The sequence below is a fragment of the Saccharothrix texasensis genome (genome assembly GCF_003752005.1).
Lineage (GTDB): Bacteria > Actinomycetota > Actinomycetes > Mycobacteriales > Pseudonocardiaceae > Actinosynnema > Actinosynnema texasense.
Genome location: NZ_RJKM01000001.1, coordinates 8,536,843 through 8,560,151, shown reverse-complemented (window position 1 = coordinate 8,560,151; position 23,309 = coordinate 8,536,843). Strand labels below are relative to the sequence as shown.

The 23,309-nt window shown below is 72.0% G+C and carries 16 protein-coding genes (1 of these 16 running past the window's edge); 9 read left to right on the top strand and 7 right to left on the bottom strand.

Annotated features, from left to right (window positions below; all coding sequences use genetic code 11):
- Nucleotides 1–19: 19 nt before the first annotated feature.
- From EDD40_RS38175 to EDD40_RS38140, 8 genes are all read left to right on the top strand, one after another.
- Nucleotides 20–1,024 (top strand): ABC transporter substrate-binding protein, encoded by a 1,005-nt coding sequence (locus EDD40_RS38175; RefSeq protein ID WP_236594276.1) that lies wholly within the window; start codon nt 20–22, stop codon nt 1,022–1,024.
- Nucleotides 1,021–1,842: an ABC transporter ATP-binding protein gene (locus EDD40_RS38170; protein WP_123747190.1), complete on the top strand. Its 822-nt coding sequence runs from the start codon at nt 1,021–1,023 to the stop codon at nt 1,840–1,842. Before EDD40_RS38175 ends, EDD40_RS38170 begins: the two co-directional genes overlap by 4 nt.
- Nucleotides 1,839–2,690 (top strand): ABC transporter permease, encoded by an 852-nt coding sequence (locus tag EDD40_RS38165; RefSeq protein ID WP_123747189.1) that lies wholly within the window; start codon nt 1,839–1,841, stop codon nt 2,688–2,690. The genes EDD40_RS38170 and EDD40_RS38165 overlap by 4 nt, the downstream gene beginning before the upstream one ends.
- 29 nt (nt 2,691–2,719) lie before the next feature.
- Nucleotides 2,720–4,291, top strand: coding sequence for an FAD-dependent oxidoreductase (locus EDD40_RS38160; RefSeq protein WP_123747188.1), 1,572 nt, complete (start codon nt 2,720–2,722; stop codon nt 4,289–4,291).
- On the top strand, nt 4,288–4,641 hold the full coding sequence (locus EDD40_RS38155; RefSeq protein ID WP_123747187.1) for a 4Fe-4S dicluster domain-containing protein: 354 nt from the start codon (nt 4,288–4,290) through the stop codon (nt 4,639–4,641). Before EDD40_RS38160 ends, EDD40_RS38155 begins: the two co-directional genes overlap by 4 nt.
- The gene (locus EDD40_RS38150) at nt 4,638–5,819 is read left to right on the top strand and encodes an ROK family transcriptional regulator (RefSeq protein ID WP_123747186.1); all 1,182 of its coding nucleotides are present in this window, start codon (nt 4,638–4,640) and stop codon (nt 5,817–5,819) included. The genes EDD40_RS38155 and EDD40_RS38150 overlap by 4 nt, the downstream gene beginning before the upstream one ends.
- A gap of 2 nt (nt 5,820–5,821) precedes the next feature.
- A complete protein-coding gene (locus EDD40_RS38145; RefSeq protein ID WP_281277836.1) occupies nt 5,822–7,153 on the top strand; it encodes an LLM class flavin-dependent oxidoreductase in 1,332 nt (443 codons plus the stop codon).
- 117 nt (nt 7,154–7,270) lie between these two features.
- On the top strand, nt 7,271–8,905 hold the full coding sequence (locus EDD40_RS38140) for a serine/threonine-protein kinase (protein ID WP_123747185.1): 1,635 nt from the start codon (nt 7,271–7,273) through the stop codon (nt 8,903–8,905).
- On the opposite strand, the gene EDD40_RS38135 is transcribed toward EDD40_RS38140, so the two are convergent.
- Nucleotides 8,887–9,573 carry a DUF2306 domain-containing protein gene (locus EDD40_RS38135; RefSeq protein WP_123748590.1) on the bottom strand — a complete coding sequence of 229 codons (687 nt, stop codon included), beginning with the start codon at nt 9,571–9,573 and terminating at the stop codon, nt 8,887–8,889. The two genes, EDD40_RS38140 and EDD40_RS38135, sit on opposite strands and share 19 nt — an antisense overlap.
- 235 nt (nt 9,574–9,808) lie before the next feature.
- On the opposite strand from EDD40_RS38135, the gene EDD40_RS38130 reads away from it, so the two are divergent.
- Nucleotides 9,809–10,753, top strand: a complete 945-nt coding sequence (locus EDD40_RS38130) for a TetR/AcrR family transcriptional regulator C-terminal domain-containing protein (RefSeq protein WP_123747184.1) — start codon at nt 9,809–9,811, stop codon at nt 10,751–10,753.
- 60 nt (nt 10,754–10,813) lie between these two features.
- Here EDD40_RS38130 and EDD40_RS38125 read toward each other — a convergent pair whose 3' ends face one another.
- The 6 genes from EDD40_RS38125 to EDD40_RS38100 form a co-directional block, all read right to left on the bottom strand.
- Entirely contained in the window at nt 10,814–11,539 is a 726-nt protein-coding gene (locus tag EDD40_RS38125; RefSeq protein ID WP_211348337.1) for a thioesterase II family protein, read from the bottom strand.
- 127 nt (nt 11,540–11,666) lie between these two features.
- On the bottom strand, nt 11,667–12,398 hold the full coding sequence (locus EDD40_RS38120) for an ABC transporter permease (RefSeq protein ID WP_123747183.1): 732 nt from the start codon (nt 12,396–12,398) through the stop codon (nt 11,667–11,669).
- Nucleotides 12,385–13,338, bottom strand: coding sequence for an ABC transporter ATP-binding protein (locus EDD40_RS38115; RefSeq protein ID WP_123747182.1), 954 nt, complete (start codon nt 13,336–13,338; stop codon nt 12,385–12,387). The genes EDD40_RS38120 and EDD40_RS38115 overlap by 14 nt, the downstream gene beginning before the upstream one ends.
- Nucleotides 13,339–13,365: 27 nt before the next feature.
- Nucleotides 13,366–19,281, bottom strand: a complete 5,916-nt coding sequence (locus EDD40_RS38110) for a type I polyketide synthase (RefSeq protein ID WP_123747181.1) — start codon at nt 19,279–19,281, stop codon at nt 13,366–13,368.
- A 2-nt stretch (nt 19,282–19,283) separates the two neighbouring features.
- Entirely contained in the window at nt 19,284–22,550 is a 3,267-nt protein-coding gene (locus tag EDD40_RS38105; protein ID WP_211348336.1) for a non-ribosomal peptide synthetase, read from the bottom strand.
- A 91-nt stretch (nt 22,551–22,641) separates the two neighbouring features.
- A protein-coding gene (locus EDD40_RS38100) for a non-ribosomal peptide synthetase (protein ID WP_123747180.1) crosses the window boundary here: on the bottom strand, nt 22,642–23,309 show its final stretch. Its footprint extends 6,091 nt past the window's final position; the window shows 668 of its 6,759 coding nt (coding positions 6,092–6,759); its start codon lies beyond the right edge, outside the window; its stop codon occupies nt 22,642–22,644.

Genomic DNA, 23,309 nt, shown 5'->3' with positions numbered 1-23,309 from the left:
ACCCAACAAAGGATTCGCCGTGATCAGCACGCGACGGAACTTCCTCGGCCTCACCCTCCTCGGCCTGACGGCGGCCGCGGTCGGCTGCTCCACCGCGGGCGCCGGCGGCGCCGAAACCAGGACGCTGCGCTACCAGGGATGGGCGGGCGACGTGACCCTGCCCGAACTGGCCGCCGACCTCGGCTACCTCGGCGACGTGACGCTGGAGTGGGTCGGCAACACCACCAGCGGCCCGCAGGACATCCAGTCCGCCGCCACCGGCCAGGTCGACTTCGGCGGCGCGTTCAACGGCGCGGTGGTCAAGCTCAAGGCCGCGGGCGCCCGGATCAGGTCGGTGATCGGCTACTACGGCTCCGACGAGGCGGCGTTCAGCGGGTTCTACGTGCCGGAGGACAGCCCGATCACCTCCGCTCGCGACCTGATCGGCAAGAAGGTCGGCATGAACACCCTGGGTGCGCACCACGAGGCCATGCTCGGCATCTACCTCAAGCGCAACGGGCTGTCCCCCGACGAGATCAAGAAGGTGGAGCCGATCGCGGTGCCGCCGGTCAACATCGAGCAGTCCGTGCGGCAGGGGCAGATCGAGGTCGGCGTCCTCGGCGGCATCCTGCGCGACAAGGCGTTGGAGAAGGGCGGCCTGCGCAAGCTGTTCTCCGACTTCGACCTGCTGGGCGCGTTCACCGCGGGCACCTACGTGTTCACCGAGGACTTCCTCAGGGACAACCCGGGCACCGTGCGAACCTTCGTCAGCGGCGTGGCGCAGGCCATCGAGTGGAGCCGGACGACCCCGCGTGAGGAGGTCGTGGCGCGCAAGGTCGACATCCTCACCAAGCGCGGGCGCAACGAGGACCCGGCCGCGTTGCGGTACTGGAAGTCCAACGGCGTGGCCGGGAAGGGCGGCCGGATCGTGGACCAGGAGTTGACGCTGTGGGTCGACTGGCTCGCCGAGCGCGGCGAGATCGCCAAGGACCAGGTCACGCTCTCCGACCTCTACACCAACGAGTTCAACGGGGTGGCGGCGTGAGCGCCCACATCGGTTTCCGCGACGTGGGCAAGCGGTTCGCGGTCCGCGACCACGCGTCCCGGCGGCGCGCCGAGTTCACCGCCGTGCAGGGGGTGGACCTGGACGTGGAACGCGGTGAGTTCCTGGTCCTGGTCGGGCCGAGCGGCTGCGGCAAGTCCACGTTGCTCGACCTGCTCGGCGGCCTGACCGAGCCGAGCGAGGGCCAGGTGCTGCTGGACGGCGTCCCGATCACCGGACCGGGCCTGGACCGCGGCGTGGTGTTCCAGCAGTACGCGTTGCTGCCGTGGCGCACCGCGCAGGGCAACGTCGAGTTCGGGCTGGAGGCGGCCGGCGTGCCGCGCCGGGAACGCGCCGGGCGGGCCCGCGAGTTCCTGGACCTGGTGGGGCTGAACGGGTTCGAGGACCGGCACCCGCACCAGCTCTCGGGTGGCATGCGGCAGCGCGTCGCGATCGCCCGCAGCCTGGCCTACGACCCGACCGTGCTGCTGATGGACGAGCCGTTCGCGGCCCTGGACGCGCAGACCCGCGAGTCCCTGCAGGACGAGCTGCTGCGCATCTGGCGGCGCACCGGCAAGACGGTCGTGTTCATCACGCACTCCATCGACGAGGCGGTCTACCTCGGGCAGCGGGTCGCGGTGCTGACCTCGCGGCCGGGCCGGGTCAAGGAGGTGGTGCCGATCGAGCTCGGTGACCGCGTCGGTCAGGTCGACCTGCGTTCGAGCACCGAGTTCGCGCGATATCGACACCGGATCTGGGAGCTGCTGCACGACGAGGTCTCGCGCGCCCAGCAACAGGAGAAGGAGGTGGCGGGGGGATGACCGCGCTGTTGGAGTCACGACCGGTCGCGGACGAGGAGCGACCCGCCGGCCGGGTGCGGAGGCCCTCGGTCGCGCGCCGCGTCGCCGACGCGCTGGTGACGGCGACGGGCAAGGTGGCGGCGATCGCGGTGCTGCTGGTGGTGTGGGAGGTCGCGCCCCGGCTCGGCCTGGTCGACGCCACGTTCCTGCCGCCGTTCTCCACCGTGCTCGACGCCTGGTGGGAGCTGGCCGCCGGCGGTCAGCTCGTGGACCACACCGGGGCGAGCCTGGCGCGTTCGCTGTCCGGGTTCGGCCTCGCGGTGGCGGTCGCCGTGCCGCTCGGGTTGCTGATCGGCTGGTACCAGCCGGTGGCGACGCTGCTCGGTCCGCTGCTGGAGGTCTTCCGCAACACCGCGGCGCTGGCGTTGCTGCCGGTGTTCGTGCTGCTGCTGGGCATCGGCGAGACGTCGAAGATCGCCATCGTGTTCTACGCCTGCACCTGGCCGATCCTGCTCAACACGATCAGCGCGGTGCGCGGGGTCGACCCGACCCTGCTGCGGCTGGCCCGGTCGGTGGACCTGTCGGGGTTCCGGCTCTTCCAGAAGGTGATCCTGCCCGCCTCGGTGCCCACGGTGTTCACCGGCATCCGGCTGGCCGGCGCGGTGTCGATCCTGGTGCTGGTGGCCGCGGAGATGGTGGGCGCCAAGGCCGGGCTCGGCTACCTGGTCAACGCCTCGCAGTTCAACTTCGCCATCCCCCGGATGTACGCGGGCATCGTCACCATCTCGGCCATCGGCGTGGTGTTCAACCAGCTGCTGGTCGCCTTGGAGCGCCGGTTCACCTCCTGGCGCGTCCCCGTCGGTTCCTGATCCACCTCAGCACGGGAAGGAGCACGCGCATGACGCTCGAACTCGACGCGGACGTGCTGGTCGTCGGCGGTGGGCCCGCCGCGACGTGGGCGGCGCTCAAGGCCGCCGAGGACGGCGCCGCGGTGGTGCTGGCCGACAAGGGCTACTGCGGCACCAGCGGCGCGACGGCGTCCGGCGGCACCGGCGTGTGGTACGTGCCGCCGGAGCCCGAGGCGCGGGAGCGGGCCATGGCCAGTCGGGAAGCGCTCGGCGGGCACCTGGCGGACCGGCGCTGGATGGCCAGGGTGCTCGACGAGACCTACGACCGGATCAACGAGCTGGCGGAGGTGGCCCGCTACCCGTTCCCGACGGGTCCGGACGGCCGCCCGCTGCGCAACGGCCTCCAAGGGCCGGAGTACATGCGGCGGCAGCGGGTGCGGGTGCGCCGGGCCGGGGTGCGGGTCCTCGACCACAGCCCCGTCACCGAACTGCTCACCGCGGACGACGGCGCGGTGGCGGGCGCGGCGGGCCACCAGCGGCAGGCCGACCGGCCGTTCCGGGTGCGGGCCGGCGCGGTGGTGCTGGCGACCGGTGGCTGCGCGTTCCTGAGCAAGGCGCTGGGCTGCGACGTGAACACCGGTGACGGCGCGCTGTTCGCCGCCGAGGTCGGCGCGGAGCTGTCCGGCATGGAGTTCTCCAACGCCTACGGCATCGCGCCCGAGCACACGTCGGTCACCAAGACCGCGTTCTACAACTACGCCACGTTCTACCGGGCGGACGGCTCGGTGCTCGACGGCGCGGGCAGCCAACGGGGCCGGTCGGTGATCGCGAGGACGCTGCTGACCGGGGAGAAGGTGTTCGGCAAGCTGGACCGCGCCGACGAGGCGGCCCGCGGGGCGATGCGGCTGGCCCAGCCGAACTTCTTCCTGACCTTCGACCGGCTGGGCGTCGACCCGTTCACCCAGCCGTTCCCGGTGACCCTGCTGGCCGAGGGCACGGTGCGCGGCACCGGCGGCATCCGGATCGTCGACGACGGTTGCGCGACCACCGTGCCCGGCCTGTACGCGGCCGGCGACGCGGCGACCAGGGAGCTGATCTGCGGCGGGTTCACCGGCGGCGGCAGCCACAACGCGGCGTGGGCGATCTCGTCCGGGTCGTGGTCGGGACGGGCGGCGGCCCGGTTCGCCCGCGCGCTCGGGCCGTCCGCGCGGCAGCGCCCGGTCCGCGCCGCCGGTGGCGCGGGACTGCGCCCGACCGGCCCGGCGACATCGCTGTCGGCGGCGGAGGTCGTGCGCGCCGTGCAGGCCGAAGTGCTGCCGTACGACAAGAACTACCTGAGGCACGGTGACGTGCTGCGCACTGCGCTGGGGCAGCTCGACGGCACGTGGTCGGCGGTGCGCTCCGGCCTGCGCGCCGAGGGCCGCGACGTGGTGCGGGCGCGCCAGGCCGCAGCGATGGTCGCGCACGCCCGGTGGATGTACACCTCGGCGCTGGTCCGCAGCGAGAGCCGGGGCATGGCCAAGCGGCTCGACTTCCCCGAACTCGACCCCGCCCAGCACTTCCGGGTCACCTCCGGTGGCCTGGACGCGGCGTGGGCCCGACCGCAGGAGGTGGCGGCGTGATCGAACTGGTGTCGGCCGCGCGGTGCGTCACCTGCGACAAGTGCGTCGCCGTGTGCCCCACCAACGTGTTCGACCGCGGCGCGGACGGAGTGCCGGTGATCAGCAGGCAGCAGGACTGCCAGACCTGCTTCCAGTGCGAGGCGAACTGCCCGACCGACGCGTTGTTCGTGGCGCCGCAGACCCACCCGCTGCCGGCCGGGTCGTCCGCCCACGACGAGGATCACCTGCGGCGGACGGGACTGCTCGGCAGCTACCGGCGCGACATCGGGTGGGGCCGCGGGCGCACACCGGGCGCGGCGAAGGCGGTGGGTCCCGCGCTGTCCCCGTCCGGCCCGCCGCTGATCTCGTGAACCCCGCGAGGCGCGGCACCGGGGCGGCGGCGGTGTTGGGCGCCGTGCTGCGGCACGGACCGGTCGCGCGCACCACCATCGCCCGGCTGACCGGTCTGAGCCCGGCGGCGGTGACGCGCAACTGCGCGGCGCTGGCCGGTCTCGGCCTGCTCACCGAAGCGGCCGGGTCGCTGCCGTACCGGGGCATGGGCCGTCCGCACTCCCCCGTCGACGTGGAGACCCGCCGGCACCTGGTGGCCGGGATCCACGTCGCCCACGACCACTGCACGCTGGCGTTGCTGGACCTGCGCGGCCGCGTCCGGGCCAGGCTGCGGGTGCCGCACCGCGACCCGGACGACCACCGGGAGGTGCTGGCGACCGCCGCCGACCGCCTGGTGCGGCTGCACGCCGAGCACCTGCCGGGGCACGTGCCGCTCGGCCTGGGCGTGGCCGTCGGCGGCTGGGTCGACACCGAGGCGGGCGTGCTGGTCGAGCACGCGTCGCTGGGCTGGCGGGACGTGCCCGTGCGCGACCTGCTCGCGGCGCGGACCGGCCTGCCGGTGCTGGTGGACAGCCACGCGCGGGCGTTGGCGCGGGCGGAGCAGCTGTTCGGCGCCGCGGGACACCACCGGTCGCTGGTGCACCTGTTCGTCGGCAACGTGGTGGACGCGGCGATCATCACCGGCGGCGGCCCGCACCGGGGCACGCGGTCGGCGGCGGGAGGTGTCGCGCACCTGGCGCTCGGCGACCCGGTGATCGACTGCCCGTGCGGCCGCAAGGGGTGCCTGGAAGCCACCGTGTCCGACCGCGCCTGGGCGTGGCGCGCCCACCGGGCGGGTGTGATCCCCCGGCCGTCGATCGCGGACCTGGTCGACGCCGCCGCGGCCGGGGACGCGAGGGCCACCGCGCTGCTCGTCGACCGCGCCAGGATCGTCGCCCGCGCCGCGGCGCTGCTGTTCGACATCGTCAACCCCGACGTCGTCGTGGTCACCGAGCTGGGCGTCATCCGGCTGCCCGAGTGCGCGGACGCGTTGCGCGCCGAGGTGGCCGCGACCTCGCGCGCGTGCCCGTCGCCCTCGACGGTGCTGCCGAGCAGCTTCGGCCCGGACGTCCTCGGCGTGGCGGCCGGGGCCGTGCAGCTGGACGCGATCTACGCCGACCCGCTCGACATCCGCAACCCGATCCGACTGGGAGTCTGAAGTTGTCCGCACGAGAGCTCCACCTCAACGCGTTCCTGATGGGCGTCGGCCACCACGAAGCCGCCTGGCGGCACCCGCGCGCCGACCCGCGCGCCCTCGACGAGGTGGCGCACTTCCAGCACCTGGCGCGGATCGCCGAGCGCGGGACGTTCGACTCGGTGTTCCTGGCCGACGGCGTGCAGATCTGGGGCGACGTGCGGCACACGGCCGCCAACCGGTTCGAGCCGATCACGCTGCTGACCGCGATCTCGCAGGCCACCGAGCGCATCGGGCTGATCGCGACCGCGTCGACCGGGTTCAGCGAGCCGTACAACCTGGCACGGCTGTTCTCCTCGCTCGACCACATCAGCGGCGGGCGGGCCGGGTGGAACATCGTCACCACGGCGGGCGACCGGTCGGCGCAGAACTTCAACCGCGAGGTCAACTTCGACCACGCCGAGCGCTACCAGCGGGCCGACGAGTTCCTCGACGTGACCACCGCGCTGTGGGACTCGTGGGAGGATGACGCGCTGGTCGTGGACCGGGAGTCCGGGGTGTTCGCCGACGACGCCAAGGTGCACGAGATCAACCACAAGGGCCGGTTCTTCTCGGTGCGCGGACCGCTGAACGCGGTGCGCGCGCCGCAGGGGCGCCCGCTGCTGGTGCAGGCCGGGTCGAGCGAGGACGGCAAGGAGTTCGCGTCGGCGTGGGCGGAGGCGGTGTTCACCGCGCACCAGGCGCACGGCGACGCGACCGCGTTCTACGCCGACCTCAAGCGCCGCGTCACGGCGCGGGGGCGTGACGCCGACGACGTGAAGGTGCTGCCCGGCATCGTCCCGGTGCTCGGCGGCACGGAGGCCGAGGCGCGGGCGCTGGCCGAGGAGCTCGACGGGCTGATCATCCCGGTGCGGGCGGTGCGGCAGCTGACCGAGCTGATCGGCGTCGACTTGACCGACCACCCGCTCGACGAGCGGTTGCCGGAGTTCCCGCCGGTCAGCCAGGTCAACGGCGCGAAGAGCCGGTTCGAGCTGGTGCGCGACCTGGCGCAGCGGGAGCGGCTGACGCTGCGCCAGTTGCTCGGCCGGCTCGGCGGCGGGCGCGGGCACCAGGTCGTCGCCGGCACGCCCGAGCAGATCGCCGACCACGTCGAGCTGTGGTTCACCACGGGCGCGGCGGACGGCTTCAACGTGATGGCGCCCCTGCTGCCCTCGGGGCTGGAGGACTTCGTCGACCACGTCGTGCCGCTGCTGCGGGCCCGGGGCCTGTTCCGCACCGAGTACACCGGCCGCACGCTGCGCGAGCACTACGGCCTGCCGCGCCCGGTCAGCCGGTACGCCGCGGCTTCGTTGATCTGAACGGCCCCCCGACCTCCCTCCGCCGCACCGGGCGGGTGCAGTCGTCCGGTGCGGCGGGGGGATCCGGAAGTGCCGCCGCCGCTCCGGTGCGCCGCGGGCGGTTGCTAGCGTGTCGCCGTGTCTGAGCGAGAGCACACCGGGCGGATCCTCGACGGCCGGTTCGAGCTGCTGGAGAGGCTGGGCAGCGGCGGGATGGGGACGGTCTGGCGCGCCCTCGACCTGGGGCTGCACCGCGAGGTGGCCATCAAGGAGGTCCGCCCGGCCGACGCCGACCAGATCGACGGCAACTCCGCGATGGCCGCCCAGCTGCGGGAGCGCGTGCTGCGCGAGTCCCGCGCGCTCGCCCGGTTGCAGCACCCGAACGTCGTGTCGATCTACCAGATCATCGAGTCCGCCGACTCGCCGTACCCGTGGATCGTCATGGAACTGGTCCGCGGCACGTCGCTCGACGCGCGGCTGAACGACGGCGTGCTCACCCCGGCCGAGGCTGCGGGCATCGGGCGGGACGTGCTCGCGGCGCTGCGCTCGGCCCACTCGGCGGGCGTGATGCACCGCGACGTCAAGCCCGGCAACGTGTTGCTGCGGACGGACGGCAGCGCCGTGCTCACCGACTTCGGCATCGCCGCCCTGCAGGGCTCCACCCAGCTCACCGCGACCGGCGACGTCATCGGGTCACCGGAGTACATCGCGCCGGAGCGGCTGCGCGGCGACGAGACGCACGCCGCGTCGGACTTCTGGTCGCTCGCCATGCTGCTGTACGTGGCCGTCGAGGGCTACCACCCGATGCGCCGCGCGTCCACGATGGCGACGCTCGCCGCCGTGATGACCGAGCCGGTCCCGCCGCCACGACGCGCGGGCGCCCTCGCACCCGCGCTCAACGCCGCGCTGCGCAACGAGCCGGCCGAGCGGCCCAGCGGCGAGGTGCTGGACCAGATGTTCGCCGCGGCCGAGCGCGACCCGGTTCCGCTCCTGGGACCCCCCACCCCGGCGGGGTTCGCCGTCCAGGGGCCGCCGAGCGGTCCGCAGCCCTCGCCGCAGTACCCCCGCTGGCAGACGCCGGCGCCGGTCGGCGGGCCGCCTCCGCACGGTTACCCGCAGTCCTACCCCACCCCGCTCCCGAAGCCGCGCAAGCGGGCGGGCGCCGTGGTGGGCTCCCTCGTGGGGGTCGCGATGGTCGTCGCGGTCACGCTGCTGGTGGCCCGCCTGACGGGCGTGTACGACTGGACGGCCTCCCCCGGCGGCTCGGCGACCACGCCGATGCTCACCGACCTGCCCGCCGGCCGGACGACCACCGCGGCCACCGCGGCGAAGAGCGACCTGCTCACGCCCGCCGGCGCGCGCGAGGCGGTCGCCGCGCTCCGCGAGGCGATGGGCGGCACCGCGGTGTCCGAGATGACGCTGTGGTCGGACCACGCGACGGCCGTCGCCCCGACCGCGGCGGTCGCGCACGGCTTCGACGACTTCGAGTACCGGGGCGGCAAGGCGACCCGGAAGGGCCCGGACGGGGTGGACGCCGACCGGGCGGTGATCGACCTGAACGAGGTGAACTGGGACGCCCTGCCCGCGCTCTTCGACCAGGCGAACACGGAGCTGGGCGTCCCGCAACCCACCATGCGGTACCTGATCATCGACACCGACATCATCGACAAGACCCCGTCGTTCCGGGTGTACGTGATCGACGGTTACGGCGCCGCGTTCCTGGAGGCGAACCTGAAGGGCGAGGTCCAGAAGACCTATCCGCGCGGCAAGTGACCGCTCGGGACGGCGACCGGCCGGTCGCCGTCCCGGTCGTGACGCCGACGGGCCGCGGCGACGGGCCTGCGGCGTTCCAGCACCCAGTCGGTCACCAGCAGCAGGAGCAACGGGCTGAGCCAGACCCCGATGCTCGCGGAGCTGTGCCGGAGCAGTTCCGGGCTGCCTCGGAATGTGGTGTCCAGCTGGGGCGTGAGCACGATCGTGGCGACGATGTTCACGACCCGGCTCAGCACGATCGACATGCTGAGCGCGAAGCTGCGCGACATCCACCGGCGGTGGTCGCCGAAGCGGCGTTGGCGGGCCATGCGCAGACCCGCGACCGTGACCGCCAGCCACAGCGCGGAGCCCACGAGGTTGGCCACGCGCACCGAAGGGCCTCCCGCGGTGTGCCAGCCGATGTAGAGCCCGAGCACGCCGGCGGGCAGCGCGCCGGCGAAGACGTAGACCCGCCCGGTGAGCCGGTGCCCGCGCGGGTGGCTCGCGCGGAACGAGGGCCACACCTGGAAGCAGGCGGTCACCATGGCGACGGCGCCGAACAAGACGTGCGCGACGAGCAGCGGGTAGTACAGGTCGTCGCCCTCCGGCGGCTCCAGGCGGGACCGGGCCGGGTCGAAGGTCAGGTAGGGCGGCACGGAGAAGGCGAGGAACAACGCCGCCACCGTCATCAGCGGGGCGATCCAGGGGCGACGCCACCAGGTCCGCGCGCGGCGGGGCGGAGCCGTGCGCGGCACGTTCGCGGTCGGGGTCATGGCGGTTTCCGTTCATGCTGGGCCGGGACGGGATGCGTACGCCGTATCGGCGAGGTGCGCACACCGTATCGACCCCGTGCAGCCGAAATCCCTGCTCAGCGGCATGAAGTGCACTAGTACGGGCGACGAACTGCACTAGTACGATTCCGGGATGTCGTCAGCACAGCGACCGGACCCGCCCTACCGGCGGATCGTCGCGGAACTCCGCGCCCGCATCCTGACCGGAGACCTGCGGCCCGGTGACCGGATGCTCTCCACCCGGCAGATCGCCCAGCGGTGGGGCGTCGCGGTCGCGACCGCGACGAGGGTCGTGGCGACCCTCCGCGACGAAGGGCTGGTCGAGACGAAGGTCGGTTCCGGCACGGTGATCGGCGCCCGCCGCGACCCGGAGCCGACGGCCGGCCGGGTCACGCCACCGCGACCCGGAGGCGTCGCCGAGCAGGCGTCGACCCGCGGGCACGTCCTGCGCGCCGCCATCGCGATCGCCGACGCCGAAGGGCTCGACGCGGTGACGATGCGGCGACTCGCGGCCGAGCTCGGCGTCGGCCCGATGTCGCTGTACCGGCACGTCGAGAACAAGGACGAACTGGTGGCGCGGATGGCCGACGAGGTCTTCGGCGAGCTGGACCTGCCGACGCCGGGACCGCCGGGGTGGCGGGCCGGGCTGGAGCTGATCGCCCGCCGGCAGTGGCAGCTGTGCCGACGTCACCTCTGGCTGCCCAGGGCCGTCTCGTTCACCCGCCCGCTGCTGGTGCCCAACGTGATGGCCCAGACGGAATGGGTGCTGCGCGCGCTCGACGGGCTCGGCCTGCCCATGGCGACAGGGGTTCGCGAAGCGCTCACGCTGCACGCGCTGGTCATCACCGCGGCCCTGCCCCTGGCGGACGAGGTCGAGGCCGAGCAGGAGACCGGCGTGCCGCTGGACCGGTGGTGGCGGGCGCGGCGGGCGCGGGCCGACGAGCTCCTCGCCGGCGGGCGCTTCCCCCTGCTGGCCACGATCCCGCCGGACGTGACGTCGGACCTGGACGAGCTCTTCGAGTACGGCCTGGCCCGCCACCTCGACGGGTTCGCCGCCCTCGTGGGAGGTCGGGCCTGAACGCGAATGACGCGACCGCTGCCGCCCGTCGACGCGAGGCGCGCGGGCGGCAGGGCGACGTCACCTGGCCGAAGCCGCTTTCCGCTGCCACAGCAGCTGGATCTTCGACTCCATGAGCGCGGCCATCTCCGGCCGGCGCTCCTCGACGAAGAAGTGCCCGCCGTCGAACTCGGTGCTCTCCACGCGGTGCTCGGTGTAGCGCTGCCACCCGTCCGTGACGACCCGGTCGTCCCGGCCCTGCATCAGCACGACCGGGCACCGCAGCGGCTCGAACGCCGACTCCTCGTAGCCGCCCAGCAACCTCAGGTCCGCCGCGATGATCGGGGCGAAGTAGCTCATGAAGTCCCGGTCGGCGAGGTTCTCCTCGCTGAGCCCGCCGTAGTCGCGCAGCACCTGCTTGAGGCCTTCGGGGGTGTCCAGCTCGGACACCGCCTTGAACCGGCTGTCGGACGGCGCGGCCGACCCGGAGCTGAAGAACACCAGCGGCGGGTTGCCCAGGCGTTCCTGGCAGAGCTTGGCGACCTCGTAGCCGATGACGCTGCCCATGCTGTGTCCCCAGATGGCGTACGTCCCCCGGAAGGAGTCGACCAGCTCGGTGAAGATGTCCCTGGCGAGCAGGGGCAGCGACGCCGGCATCGGCGTGGTCGTCCGCTGCTCGCGCAGCGGGTACCGGGCGATCTGGACGTCGATGCCGTCACCGAACGCGAACTTCCACTTGCTGTAGTACAGCATCCCCGCGCCCGCGTGCGGGAAGCACACGAGCGGGAGCTTGTCCACGACGCTCACCAGCGCCCCTTCCTGTCCAGCCGACCGGCGGTCGACCCGATCACCCGGGTCGCCGGGACAACGGCACGGCCACGTCCGCCGCTCCGGGTGGCCGTGCCGCCGCGCGACACCCGGGCCGGGCGCCGCCTCACGCCCGTTCCAGGAACCGCACGGCGCCGAAGAAGCCGACCACGGTCCACGCGGCGAGCACGATGTAGCTGATCGGCTGCGCCTCGAACGTCGTGTGCGCCAACGACGCCCTCATGACCTCGGCCATGTGGTAGATCGGCAGCACCTCGTGCACCGCCTGGACCCAGCCGGGCAGCCGCTCGATCGGGAAGTTGATCGGCGAGAACATCAACGAGATGAACGCGATCAGCTGCGACAGCGCCATCGCGGGCTCCGCCGGCATGACGAACGAGTAGCCGTACCCGATGGCGAAGCAGGACAGCACCATGAGCACGAACGCGGGGATGATCGTCCACGAGATCGCGTAGCCGGGCTCGAAGATCAGGTTCGCGACGAAGACCGAGATGGCGATGGCCGGCACGGTGACCATGGCCCAGATGCCGACGTCGGCGATCAGGAACAGCTTGCGGCTCACCGGCAGCGACTTCACGAAGTCGAGGTAGCCGGTCATCTTCGCGCCCGCGTTCTGCATCGGCACGGTCACCAGCGCCGTCATGATCAGCACGATCGTCGGCGCGCCGGTCGCGAGGTACAGCATGCCGCCGCCCTCCGGCGACGACATCAGGTACGAGAAGCCGATCGCCACGCCGAGGGCGATCACGATCATGATGATCGAGAAGACGACCAGGTAGCTGCCCTGCTTGCGGGCCTGGAGTTCGATCACGTACTTGAGCTTGCTACCGCTGGGCACCTTCGACCGCTCCCCTGCTGCCGACGAGTTCGATGTACATGTCTTCGAGGGTGATCTCGGTGAGGGAGTACTCCGCGAGCAGGCCGCGGTCGCGCTGCTCGGCGGCCCACTTCAGCGCCTCCGAGGCGAGCTCGCGCTCGAAGGTGAGGGTCAGCTCACCGTCCGAGATCTTCAGGCCCTCGCCCCAACCGGGCTTCTCGAACCGGTCCTCGGTCGCCTTGGCGACGGCTTCCAGCTTCATCCGGTTGCCGGCCGCCTCGCCCCTGATCTGGCGCGCGTTGCCCTGCTTGAGCACCTTGCCCTCGTTGAGCACGGCCATGGTGTCGACCGTGTTCTCGGCCTCCCGGATGCTGTGCGTCACCACCACGACGGCCGTGCCGTCCTTGGTCAGGTCGCGGATCGCGCTCCACAGGTAGCGCCGCCGGACCGGGTCGACGTCGTTCGTCGGCTCGTCCAGGATGACCGCGCGACCGGGCGCGACGGCGGCCATGCAGAACCCGGTGAGGCGCAGGACGCCGCCGGAGAGCTTCGTGCCCTGCACGTCCGCCCACTGCGTGATGTCGAGCTTCTCGAACAGCTCCGTCGTGCGGCGGTCCACCTCCTCGGGGCTGATCCCGCGGAGCTGGCCCATGACGCGGGTGACCGACCGGGGGGTCAGCTCGCCGAGCGGCGTCTTGGACTGGGGCTGCACCGAGCAGAGGTAGCGCCCCAGGTTCCGGTTCTTCACGATGTCCTGGCCGTCGATGACGATCGAACCCGAGTCCGGCTTCAGCAGGCCCAGCAGTTGGTTCACGATCGTCGTCTTGCCCGCGCCGTTGTGGCCGAACAGCCCGAATACCTCGCCCTCGTCGACGTGCAGGCTCACGTCGTCGTTCGCCAGGGTCCGACGACCTCTGGACTTGTACGATTTCGTCACGTGGTCCAGCTCGATCACAGCCATTGTCAACCTCCTCCGAAAATTAACGTATCACCCGGCGACGACACGCCCGGTCAGATACTCGACTTCGTCATCCAAAATTCGGACGAGATCTTCCGGGTCGTCGACCCACTTGCTCAGGACGAGCAGGTCAAGCCGCCCGTTGCCGACTTTTGACACGCCGTAGCAGTCCGCGTAGTCCAGTTTGGCCTGGTCGTCGGTCAGCTGCGCGAGCGTCATGTCCCAAATTGCGTCGTACTCGTCTTCGACATTTCCGACGAAGTTCAACAGGCACGTCGGCCGAAGAGTTTTGCCCATCACCGAGAGGACTTTCCGGTGCTTGACGATCGACCGGACGTTCTGCACCAGGTTCAGGAAGCTGACGTTGTTCTTGTTCATCATGCGGACCTTGTCGGTGATGATCCCGTCGAGGTCGCGCATCGTGTCGCGCTCGCCCGGCACCAGCACCGGGAGGCTGCCGAGGACCATGCCCATGACCTCGGAGTAGTCCTTGTCCTCGAACACGCGCGATTGGAACAGCATGATCAGCGCCACCTTGTCGATGCCGAGCAGCCGGGCGACGACGCGGGCGTAGAGGTGCACGACCAGGTAGAACAAGTCGACCTCCGTGCCGTCGGCGGCCCGGAGCCGGTCCAGGTCCACGGAGTAGCGGACGTCCCGGATGCGGCTGTTCGCGAACCTGGCGGATTTCTCCTGGACGATCTTCGCATACCGGACGTACTCGACGAGGTCGAACTTCTCGATCAGCTCGTCCGACGTGATGTCGACCGGGCCCTTGGCGATCTGGTCCTGCAGGTGCCGGTAGCTCTTCGCGATCGGCATCGCCCGGCTCGTGCCCGCCGTCAGCTCCTCGTAGCGCTTGAGCAGGTCGCCCCGGAACAGCTGGCCGGACGCCGCGTCGAAGATCGAGTGGTCGAACTGGAAGAGCAGGTCGTGCGACCGGTCGTTGTACTTGATCAGGACCACCTGGTACATCGGCTTGTCGACGACCTTGAAGTCCATGTTCCACTCGCGCTTGACCAGCTCGGCCCGCAGCTCCTCCTGCTCCTGCGGCTCCAGGCCGGACAGGTCCAGCCGCGGCAGGGCGATCGTCTCCGGCGCCTCGAACTCCTTCCACCGGAAGCGGCCGAACGACCGGCTCAGGAAGCTGCGCATCAGCCCGTGCCGCCCGATCACGTCGCACAGCGCCTGCTGGAGGACGTCGAGGTCCACGAGGTCGTGGAACTGGATCAGGTAGAGCTGCAGGCGCGACTCGGTGGCGAAGTGCTGCTTCTGCATCGCGCTGATCGGGTACGTCCACTTCACCGGCCGGGCGCCGACGGACCGGCGCAGCTCCTCCTGCCGGCGGTCGATCTCGTCGAAGACCTCCGAGTAGCCGCCGGCGTAGGACGGCAGGCCCGCGGCCGCCTTCAGCGCGGCGAAGTCCAGCACCGCCCCGACCTCCTCCTCCCCGCCGCCGGGGACGACGTAGTGGGGCACGAACTCGGCGGGCACCCGGAGCTCGCCGAACTCCCGGACGACCCTCTTCTTCAGCGCGGCGTCCAGACCCGCCACCTGGAGCACGACGAGCGTGTCCTCGTCCCGCCCGGACTTCACCTCGCGGAACGCGCAGGCCGTGCCGAGCCGTTGTGCCAGCAGGGCCGCGAGGCCGTCGAAGGTCAGGTCCTCCGACCCGCCGCGCCTGGCCGTCCGCTCGACGAACGCGGCGAGGCCCGCGATCGTCGGGTGGTTGTAGACCTCGTTGGCCAGGACCTTGTAGCCGTTCTTCTCCAGGGCGTTGGTGAACTGCACGAGCTTCACCGAGTCGAGGCCGATGTCGAAGACGTCGGCGCGCTCGTCGACCTCGCTGAAGCCGAGCAGCGTCCGGATCTCCCGCTCGATCACCGCCGCGATCGCCTGCCGCTCGTCACCCCGGTCGGGTTCGACCTCGACGTCGACCACCTTGGCGGCGGCCTGCGCCCGCAGGAGGTCCAGCCCGTGGTAGGCCGTGCCGATCCCCGCTTCGCGCAGGCGGGGCAGCAGGTCCAGCACCGAGCGGTCGTCTTCCCGCACCGCCGCGAACGAGTAGAGCCGGGTGAGGCCCGCGCCCGAGTCGCCGCGCTCGTTCCCGGCGAACCACGTGGTGACCTCGCGGTCCCACCCGAAGCGGTCCAGTCCCGGCCGCGACAGCACGTGGCACGGCACGCGCCGCTCCCGGCCCAGCTCCGCCAGCAGAGCCGACAGCCCGTTCCGGTCGACGTCGCCGCCCTCCCGGTCGGGCGTGTCCCACAGCACGATCTCGTCGACCCCGGGCCGGGCGCGCAGACCGGCCCGGAGCCTGGCGGACAACGCCTCCCAGGTCGACCCCGTGACCGCGGGCAGGACGGTGACCCGCTCGTCCACCGCGCCGACCCGCGTCACCGGGCCGTCCGCGCCCAGGTCGAACGGCAGCACCTCGAAGCTCCGGGCGGGGTGGCCGCCCGCGAGGTCCCGCACCACGTCCTCGACGTCGCGGCGGCGGCTCAGGACCACCGTCCGCGCGGGCCGACCGGCCGCCGGCTCGCCGCCGTCCAGCGGCACCAGCCTCGGCACGAGCCGTTGGCCCCGCTCGTAGCGGACCGCGACGTCGTCGGGCCGGTGCGCCTCCAGCTCCGCGCGCAGGCGCTCGCGCCACACCTCCCCGCCGCGGCGGTCGGCGAGGGACGAGTCGCACCGGACGGCCCGGACCCGGAACTCCGGGTGCTCGTGGTTGAGGCCGATCAGCAGCGGCAGGAAGTCGCCGCGAGTGGCCAGGGCGTCGCCGGTGTCCAGCACCACGACGTCCGTCACGCACCGCTCCCGCATGTCGGGGACGGCCGCGCAGAGGCCCCGCAGGGTCGCCACCGCCGACGCGTGGTCGTCCCGGTCGACCACGAGCGTGTCACCCGCCAGGGCGTGGCGCTCCAGGTCGTCGAGCAGCCGCCGGAGGTCGCCCTCGTGGCCGGGGCGGACCACCGCGCCGGACTGCCGGTCGAACCGGTACTCCGGGCCGGACGTGACGTAGAGCGCCCGCCAGTGCGCGACGCCGTCCAGCACGCGCTTGGTCCGGCGGCGGTCGTCGGTGAGCACGACCAGGACCTTCGGCTGCTCCTTGCCGGTCGAGGACGGCCGCACGGACCGCGACCAGGTCAGTTGCGAGGCGGGCGCCGGCGCCGTCACGACGGTCCCCGTCGCGGCCTGCCGCGCGGGCCGCGCGGTCACGGCGCGCGTGCCGCCGTCGGCCGGGTCGTCCAGCAGCCGCTGGAACTCCTCGATGTCGACCGGGTACTCGACCTTCTCGAACGGGTACAGCGGGAGCTTCACCTTGCGCGGCTCGCGGCCCCGGTGGAACGCCTTCCAGTCCAGCGCGACGCCGTTCTCCCACAGCTTGCGGACCGCGCGCGCCAGGTGCTCGTCGTCCCCGACCTCCTCCATCCGGTGGCGCAGCACGTTCACCGTGGTGACGTCCGCGTCGCGGCCGATGGCGCGCACGAACGACGACAGCGCCTTGCCCGGCCCCACCTCGACGAACAGCGTCCCGCCCCGCTCCAGGATCGCCTTGACGCCGTCGGAGAAGCGGACCGTCTCGCGGGCGTGCGAGCAGTAGTAGTCGCGGTCGGTGGCCTGCGCGGCGGTGATCCACGTGCCGGTCACGTTCGACAGGTACGGGATCTTCGGCGGGTGCAGGGCCACCCCGTCCAGCACCTCGCGGAACCGGTCGAGCATCGGGTCCATGTACTGCGAGTGGTAGGCGTGGTCGGCCTCGATGTGCGCGAACTTGACGTCCCGCTCGGCGCACTGCCGCTCCAGCTCGGCGACGGCCGCCGGCGCGCCGGAGACGGTGCAGTCCTCCGGGCCGTTCACCGCGGCGATGGCCAGCTCGTCGGTCAGCATGGACCGCACGACGTCCTCGGTCGCCCGCACGGAGGTCAGCGCGCCCTCGACCGTGGTGTCCATCAGGCTGCCCCGCGCCTGGACGAGGCGGACGCCGTCCTCCAGCGAGAACACGCCGGCCACGCACGCCGCCGCCAGCTCGCCGGTGCTGTGCCCGACCATGCCCTTCGGCTTGAGGCCCCACCCGATCAGCGTCCGCGCCACCGAGGTCTCCAGCATGAACAGCAGGACCTGGGTGGTGCCGATGTTGTTCAGCTGCTTCTCGGCCTCCGGCGAGTCGCCGAAGAACACCTCGCGGGGCACCTCGCTGCCCAGGGCGGTGCTGATCGTGAAGCACTCGTCCAGGTGGGCGCGGAAGGTCGGTTCCTTCTCGTAGAGGTCGCGCGCCATCCGCAGGTGCTGCGCGCCCAGGCCGCTGAAGAGGAAGTAGACCTCGCCGCGCGCGTTCTTGTGCACGCGGGCGGGCGGTTCCCCGGCGTCCAGGGACTCCTGGAGCCGCTCACGCAGCTGCTCGGCGTCCTTGAACTCCACCGCGTAGCGGTAGGCGAGGCGGCGTTGGCGGTTCTGCAGCGTCCACGCCAGGTCCGAGCCGTCGACGTCCGGGTGCGCCGCCAGGTGGTCCGCGAAGTTCTGCTTGATCCGCCGGACCGCGTCCTCGGACGTCCCGGACACGACGAACGTGTTGTACGCCCGGCCCTTGGCGGAGGCCGGTCGCGCCCCGGGCGCCTCCTCCAGCACCACGTGGGCGTTGGTGCCGCCGATGCCGAACGAGCTGACGCCCGCGCGCAGCGGCAGGACCTCGTCGGCCGCCGACCGCTTCGGCCGCAGCTCCTGCTTCTCCGCCACGACGTAGAACGGGCTGCCGTCGAGGTCGATGTTCGGGTTGAGCTCGGTGAAGTGCAGGCTCTGCGGCACGGTCCGGTGCTCGAGGATCTTGCACGCCTTGATCAGGGAGGCGACGCCCGCGCCGGTGTCGAGGTGGCCGATGCTCGCCTTGAGCGAGCCGAGGCCGGTCGAGCCCGGCTCCCCCGCGCCGAACGCCTTGCGCAGCGCCTCGACCTCGATCGGGTCGCCGAGGGCGGTGCCGGTGCCGTGGGTCTCGACGTAGGACACCTCGGCGGTGGGCACGTTCGCGACGCGGTAGGCCTTGCGGATGACCTCGGCCTGGCCCTCGATGCTCGGCGCGGTGTAGCCGACCTTGCGGTTGCCGTCGTTGTTGACCGCCGAACCCTTGATCACCGCGTGGACGTGGTCGCCGTCGCGCAGCGCGGTCTCCAGGCGCTTGAGCACCACGACGCCGACGCCGTTGCCCTCGACGGTGCCGCCCGCGGCCCGGTCGAACGGGCGGCAGGTGCCGTCCGGCGAGTGGATCATGTTCTCCTGGAAGCGGTACCCGTTCTTGTGCGGCAGCGTCAGCCCGCTGCCGCCCGCCAGCGCGATCTGGCACGCCCCGGTCCACAGGTTGCGGCACGCCATGTCGATGGCGACCAACGACGTCGAGCACGCGGTGTGCAGGGTGAGCGCGGGGCCTTTGAGGTCCAGGGCGTAGGCGATCCGGGTGGCGGCGAAGTCCTTGTCGTTGAGCTGCATGCCGGTGAACGTCATCCCCGACTCCAGGATGTGCCTGGTCAGGGTGTGCGTCTCCCACGCGAGGTTGTTCGTCGCGCCGAGGAAGAGGCCGATGGCCTCGGACCGCCCCTCCGCCGAGTAGCCCGCGTCCTCCAGCGCGTGGAAGACCTCCTCGTGCAGGGCGCGGACCTGGGGGTCGATCAGCGTCGCGTCGGCGGGGGTGTAGCTGAAGAACTCCGCGTCGAAGTACTCGAGGTTCGGGAACACGCCCTTGGCCCGCACGTAGTTCTCGTCCTCCAGCGCCGCCTTGGCCACGCCGACGCCGAGCAGCTCCTCGTCGGTGAAGCGGGAGATGGCGTCGACGCCCTCGACCAGGTTCGCCCAGAACCGGTCGACGTCCTCGGCCTGCGGGAACCGGCCGGCCATGCCGATGACGGCGATCTCCAGCCCGGTCTCCCGGCGCTTGGCTGCCTTGTTGTCCGACATGGTCAGAGCTCCTCTTCAAGCTCGGCGGCGAGTTCCTCGGCGATTTCGTCCGCGATCTCCCGCAGCAGCGCACTCGCCGTGAAGGCGCGCTCCTCCTCCTGCTCCTCCTCGGCGAAGGCGTCCTCGGGTCCGCTGTCGTCGGGTCGGGAGCCGGGTTCGTCGGCGCCGCCGTCGAGGTAGGCCGCGAGCGAGGCGATGGAGGTGTGCTGGAAGAGCTGCACCAGCGGCACGTTGCGGTCCAGCGCCTTGCGCAGCCGGTTGTTGATCGTCAGCAGGTTGAGCGAGTTGATGCCCAGGTCGAAGAAGTTGCGGTTGACGTCGATGGCCTCGGCGGGGACGAGGTCGGCGATGATGTCGACGAGGAGGCGCACCACGTCGGACACCGCCCCGAGGTCCGGCGCCGCGCGGCGGGCCTCCGGCTCGGGCCGCAGCGCCGCCAGCCGCGCCCGGTCCACCTTGCCGCTCTTGTTCAACGGGATCCGGTCGAGCTGCGCCAGCCCCGCCGGGACCATGTACGGGGCGACCACCTTCGCCATCGCCTGCCGCACCGCGTCCGGCGCGATCGGCTCGCGGGCGACGTAGTAGCCCCGCAGGCTCTTCTCCCCGTCCACCTCCACGCAGATCACGGCGGCGTCCTCGATCCGGTCGACGGACCTCAGCACGCTCTCGACCTCGCCCAGCTCGACCCGGAAGCCGCTGATCTTGACCTGGTCGTCGGCGCGGCCGAGGTAGTCGAGCGTGCCGTCGGGCAGCTCGCGGACCAGGTCGCCGGTGCGGTAGAGCCGACGGCCGGGCAGCGCGGGCACCGTGACGAAGCTCGTGAGGTCGAGCTCGGGCCGGTTGTGGTAGCCGGTCGACACGCCGTCGCCGCCCACGCACAGCTCGCCGACCGCGCCGGGCGGCAGGAGGTTCAGCCCCCGGTCCAGCACGTGGACCGAGGAGTGCGCCAGCGGGCGCCCGATGGGGATCCGCTCGCGGCGCAGGTCCTCCGCGCGGATCTCGTGGGTCGTGGAGAACGTCGTGTTCTCGGTGGGCCCGTAGCCGTTGGTGATCCTCAGGTCCGGGCACGCGTCGCGGACCCGCTCCAGGTGCCGCACCGACAGCGCGCTGCCGCCGACGAGGAGGTGGTCGAGCCGGTCGAAGATCGCCGGGTCGTAGGCGGAGAGCTGGTTGAACAGCGGCGAGGTCAGCCACAGGCCCGTCACCTGGTTGCGCTTGATCACGTCGCGCATCAGGTCTCCGTCGAGCACGTCCAGCTCGTCGGCCAGCACCAGGGTCGCCCCGAACAGCAACGTCCCCCAGATCTCGAACGTGCTGGCGTCGAAGGCGGGCGAGCCGGTGAACATCACGACCTGGCGGTCGTGGAAGTCGAAGAACTCCTGGTCGGCGAACAGCCGCAGGACGTTGCGGTGGGTGATCCGGCAGCCCTTGGGGTTGCCGGTGGAACCCGACGTGTACATGAGGTAGGCGGTGGCGCCGTTGAGGTTGCGGCGGCGCGGGAACGGCGGCACGTCACCGGTGGGCCGCGCGACCAGCAGCACCCTGGACGACGCCGGCGCCTTCTCGGCGTGCTCCAGCACCGTGCACAGGTGCTCCACGCCCGCGTCGGCGACGACGTACTCGACCCGCGGCTTGGCGTCCTTGGTGTCGATCGGGACGTAGAAGTTGCCGTTCTTCAGCAGGCCGAGGATCGCCGCGATCAGCTCCGGGCGCCGGTCGGCGAGCACGCCGACCGCCGTGCCCGGGACCACGCCGCGGTGGTGCAGGTCCCAGGCGACCGAGTCGGACCAGCGGTCGAGCTCCGCGTAGCTGTACTCGTTGCCCCGCCACACCAGCGCGGTCTTGTCGCCGTGGGCGGCGACGACGTCGGCGAACACGTCCACCACGGACGAGTCCAACATGGCCGACGGAGCCGGGAGCGGCCCCGGGGCGTCCTCCGCGCGGCCGGCCACCAGCGCGAGGTCCGCGATCCGCGTGCGCGGGTCGTCCACGGCGGCCGTGAAGACGCGCACCAGGCAGCGCTCCAGCTCGCGCACCAGCTCCGGCGAGTAGTGGTTCGCGTTGTAGGCGAACGTGACCGCGAAGTCGCGGCCGGGGTTGACCACGATGTGCAGGTCGTAGCTCGTCCGCTCGAAGACCTGGACGCCCTCGAACGCGAGCCCCTCGCCCTGCTCGCCGCCGAAGTCGCGCAGCTGCTCGGACAGCGGGTAGTTCTCGAAGGCGACGACGTGGTCGAGGAGCTTGTTCTTGAGCGGGGTGAGGCCCTGGATCTCGTGCAGCGGGAAGTTCTCGAAGGCGTTGGCGCGCAGGTAGGACTCGTGCACGTCGCGGCACAGGCCGGCGAGGTCCTGGTCCGGGCCCGCCGTCACGCGGACCGGCTGGGTGTTCGCGAACAGCCCCACCGCGTCCCCGATGCCGCCCAGCTCGGCGCCGCGCCCGGACACCACGCTGCCGAAGACGACGTCGTCGGCGTAGTTGAACTTCTGCAGCACGACACCCCAGGCGGCCTGGAAGACGGCGCTCTGCGTCACCCCGGTCTCCTGCGCGAACCGCGTCAGCCCGTCGTGCAGCCCGGCGGGGAGGGTGAACCGGTGCGTGGCGCCCCGGTAGCCGCCGGGACGCGGGTCGGCGGGCAGGACGGCCGCGTTCTCGTAGCCGTCCAGCACCTCCGCCCAGTGCCGCCGGGCGTCCTCGCCGCGCTGCCGCTCGTGCCACGCGATGTAGTCGCGGTACGGCAGGGCCTCGCCGCGCGGCAGGAACGAGCCGGTGCGGGTCAGCTCCTCGTAGTACCCCATCAGCGTCGCGAACAGCGGGCCGAGGGACCAGCCGTCCAGGATGATGTGGTGGAAGGTGACCACGAGCCGCCAGCGCCGGTCGCCGACCCGGATCAGGGTCGCCCGCAGCAGCACGTCCGCGCTGAGGTCGAACCCCTTCGCGCGGTCGGCGACCTTGAACTCCTCGACGTCGCGGCCGAGGTCGGGCCGGTCGCGGTAGTCGCGGACGTCGAGCTCCGGCGCCCACTCCTTCAGCACGATCTGGTACGGCTCGTCGGTGTTGCGGTAGGAGAAGATCGTGCGCAGGACGCTGTAGGTCCGGGACACGCCCGCGAGCGCCGCGCGCATGTGCCCGGCGTCCACCTCGCCCGCGATCACGAAGTCGAACTGCTCCACGTAGGCGTCCGAGCCCGTGTCCACGGCGTGGCTGAAGAGCATGCCCTTCTGCATCGCGGCCAGACCGGAGATGGACTCGATGTTGTCTTTGTCAACCATGAACCAGGCTCTCTGCTTCGCCCTGACGCGGTGATCGGGTCGTGGTGGCCGTCGGCCGGTGGTGGGGTGCGGTGGTCGTCATGGGCGCCGGTCAGCTCCCGCCCGCGACGTCCAGCAGGATGTCCGCGAGCACGTCCTGGCGGATCGGCGACGACACCTGGAAGCCGCGTGGCCCACCGGACTTCAGGGCGTCGCGGACCTCGTGGAACGACCTGTCCACGGCCTCGGCGACCTGCCGGGCCAAGCCGCTCGACTCCCACGAGCGCGGGTGGCGCACCTCCACCAGGAGGTCGCGCCCGCTGCGGGACGCGAGGATGTCGAGGGCGTGCGGCGAGCGGACCTCCGCGTCGGTGGTGATGTCCGCCGGGAGGTGGGTGACGGCGACGCCGTCCGCGCCGTCGGCGCTGTCCTGGCCGCCCAGGTAGTTGAAGCAGACCCGGGGCCGCACGGCGGCCAGCGTGACCCGGTCCTCGCCGAGGCCCGAGTCGAACCGGAGCAGGGGACCGAACCCGGCGCCCTTGTCCGGCAGCCGCTCGAACGAGTGGCGCACCGCGTCCAGGGTGTCCCCGACGCCCCGCTCGACCCGCACCAGGTGCGGGAACGTGCTGGTGAACCAGCCCACCGTGCGACTGAGGTCGTGGTCGCCCGCGATGGGCTCGCGACCGTGCCCCTCGAGGGTGAGCAGGACCCGGTTGCGACCGGTCACCGAGGCCAGCGCGCGCGCCACGACGGTCAGGACGGTCTCGGCGGCGCTCACGC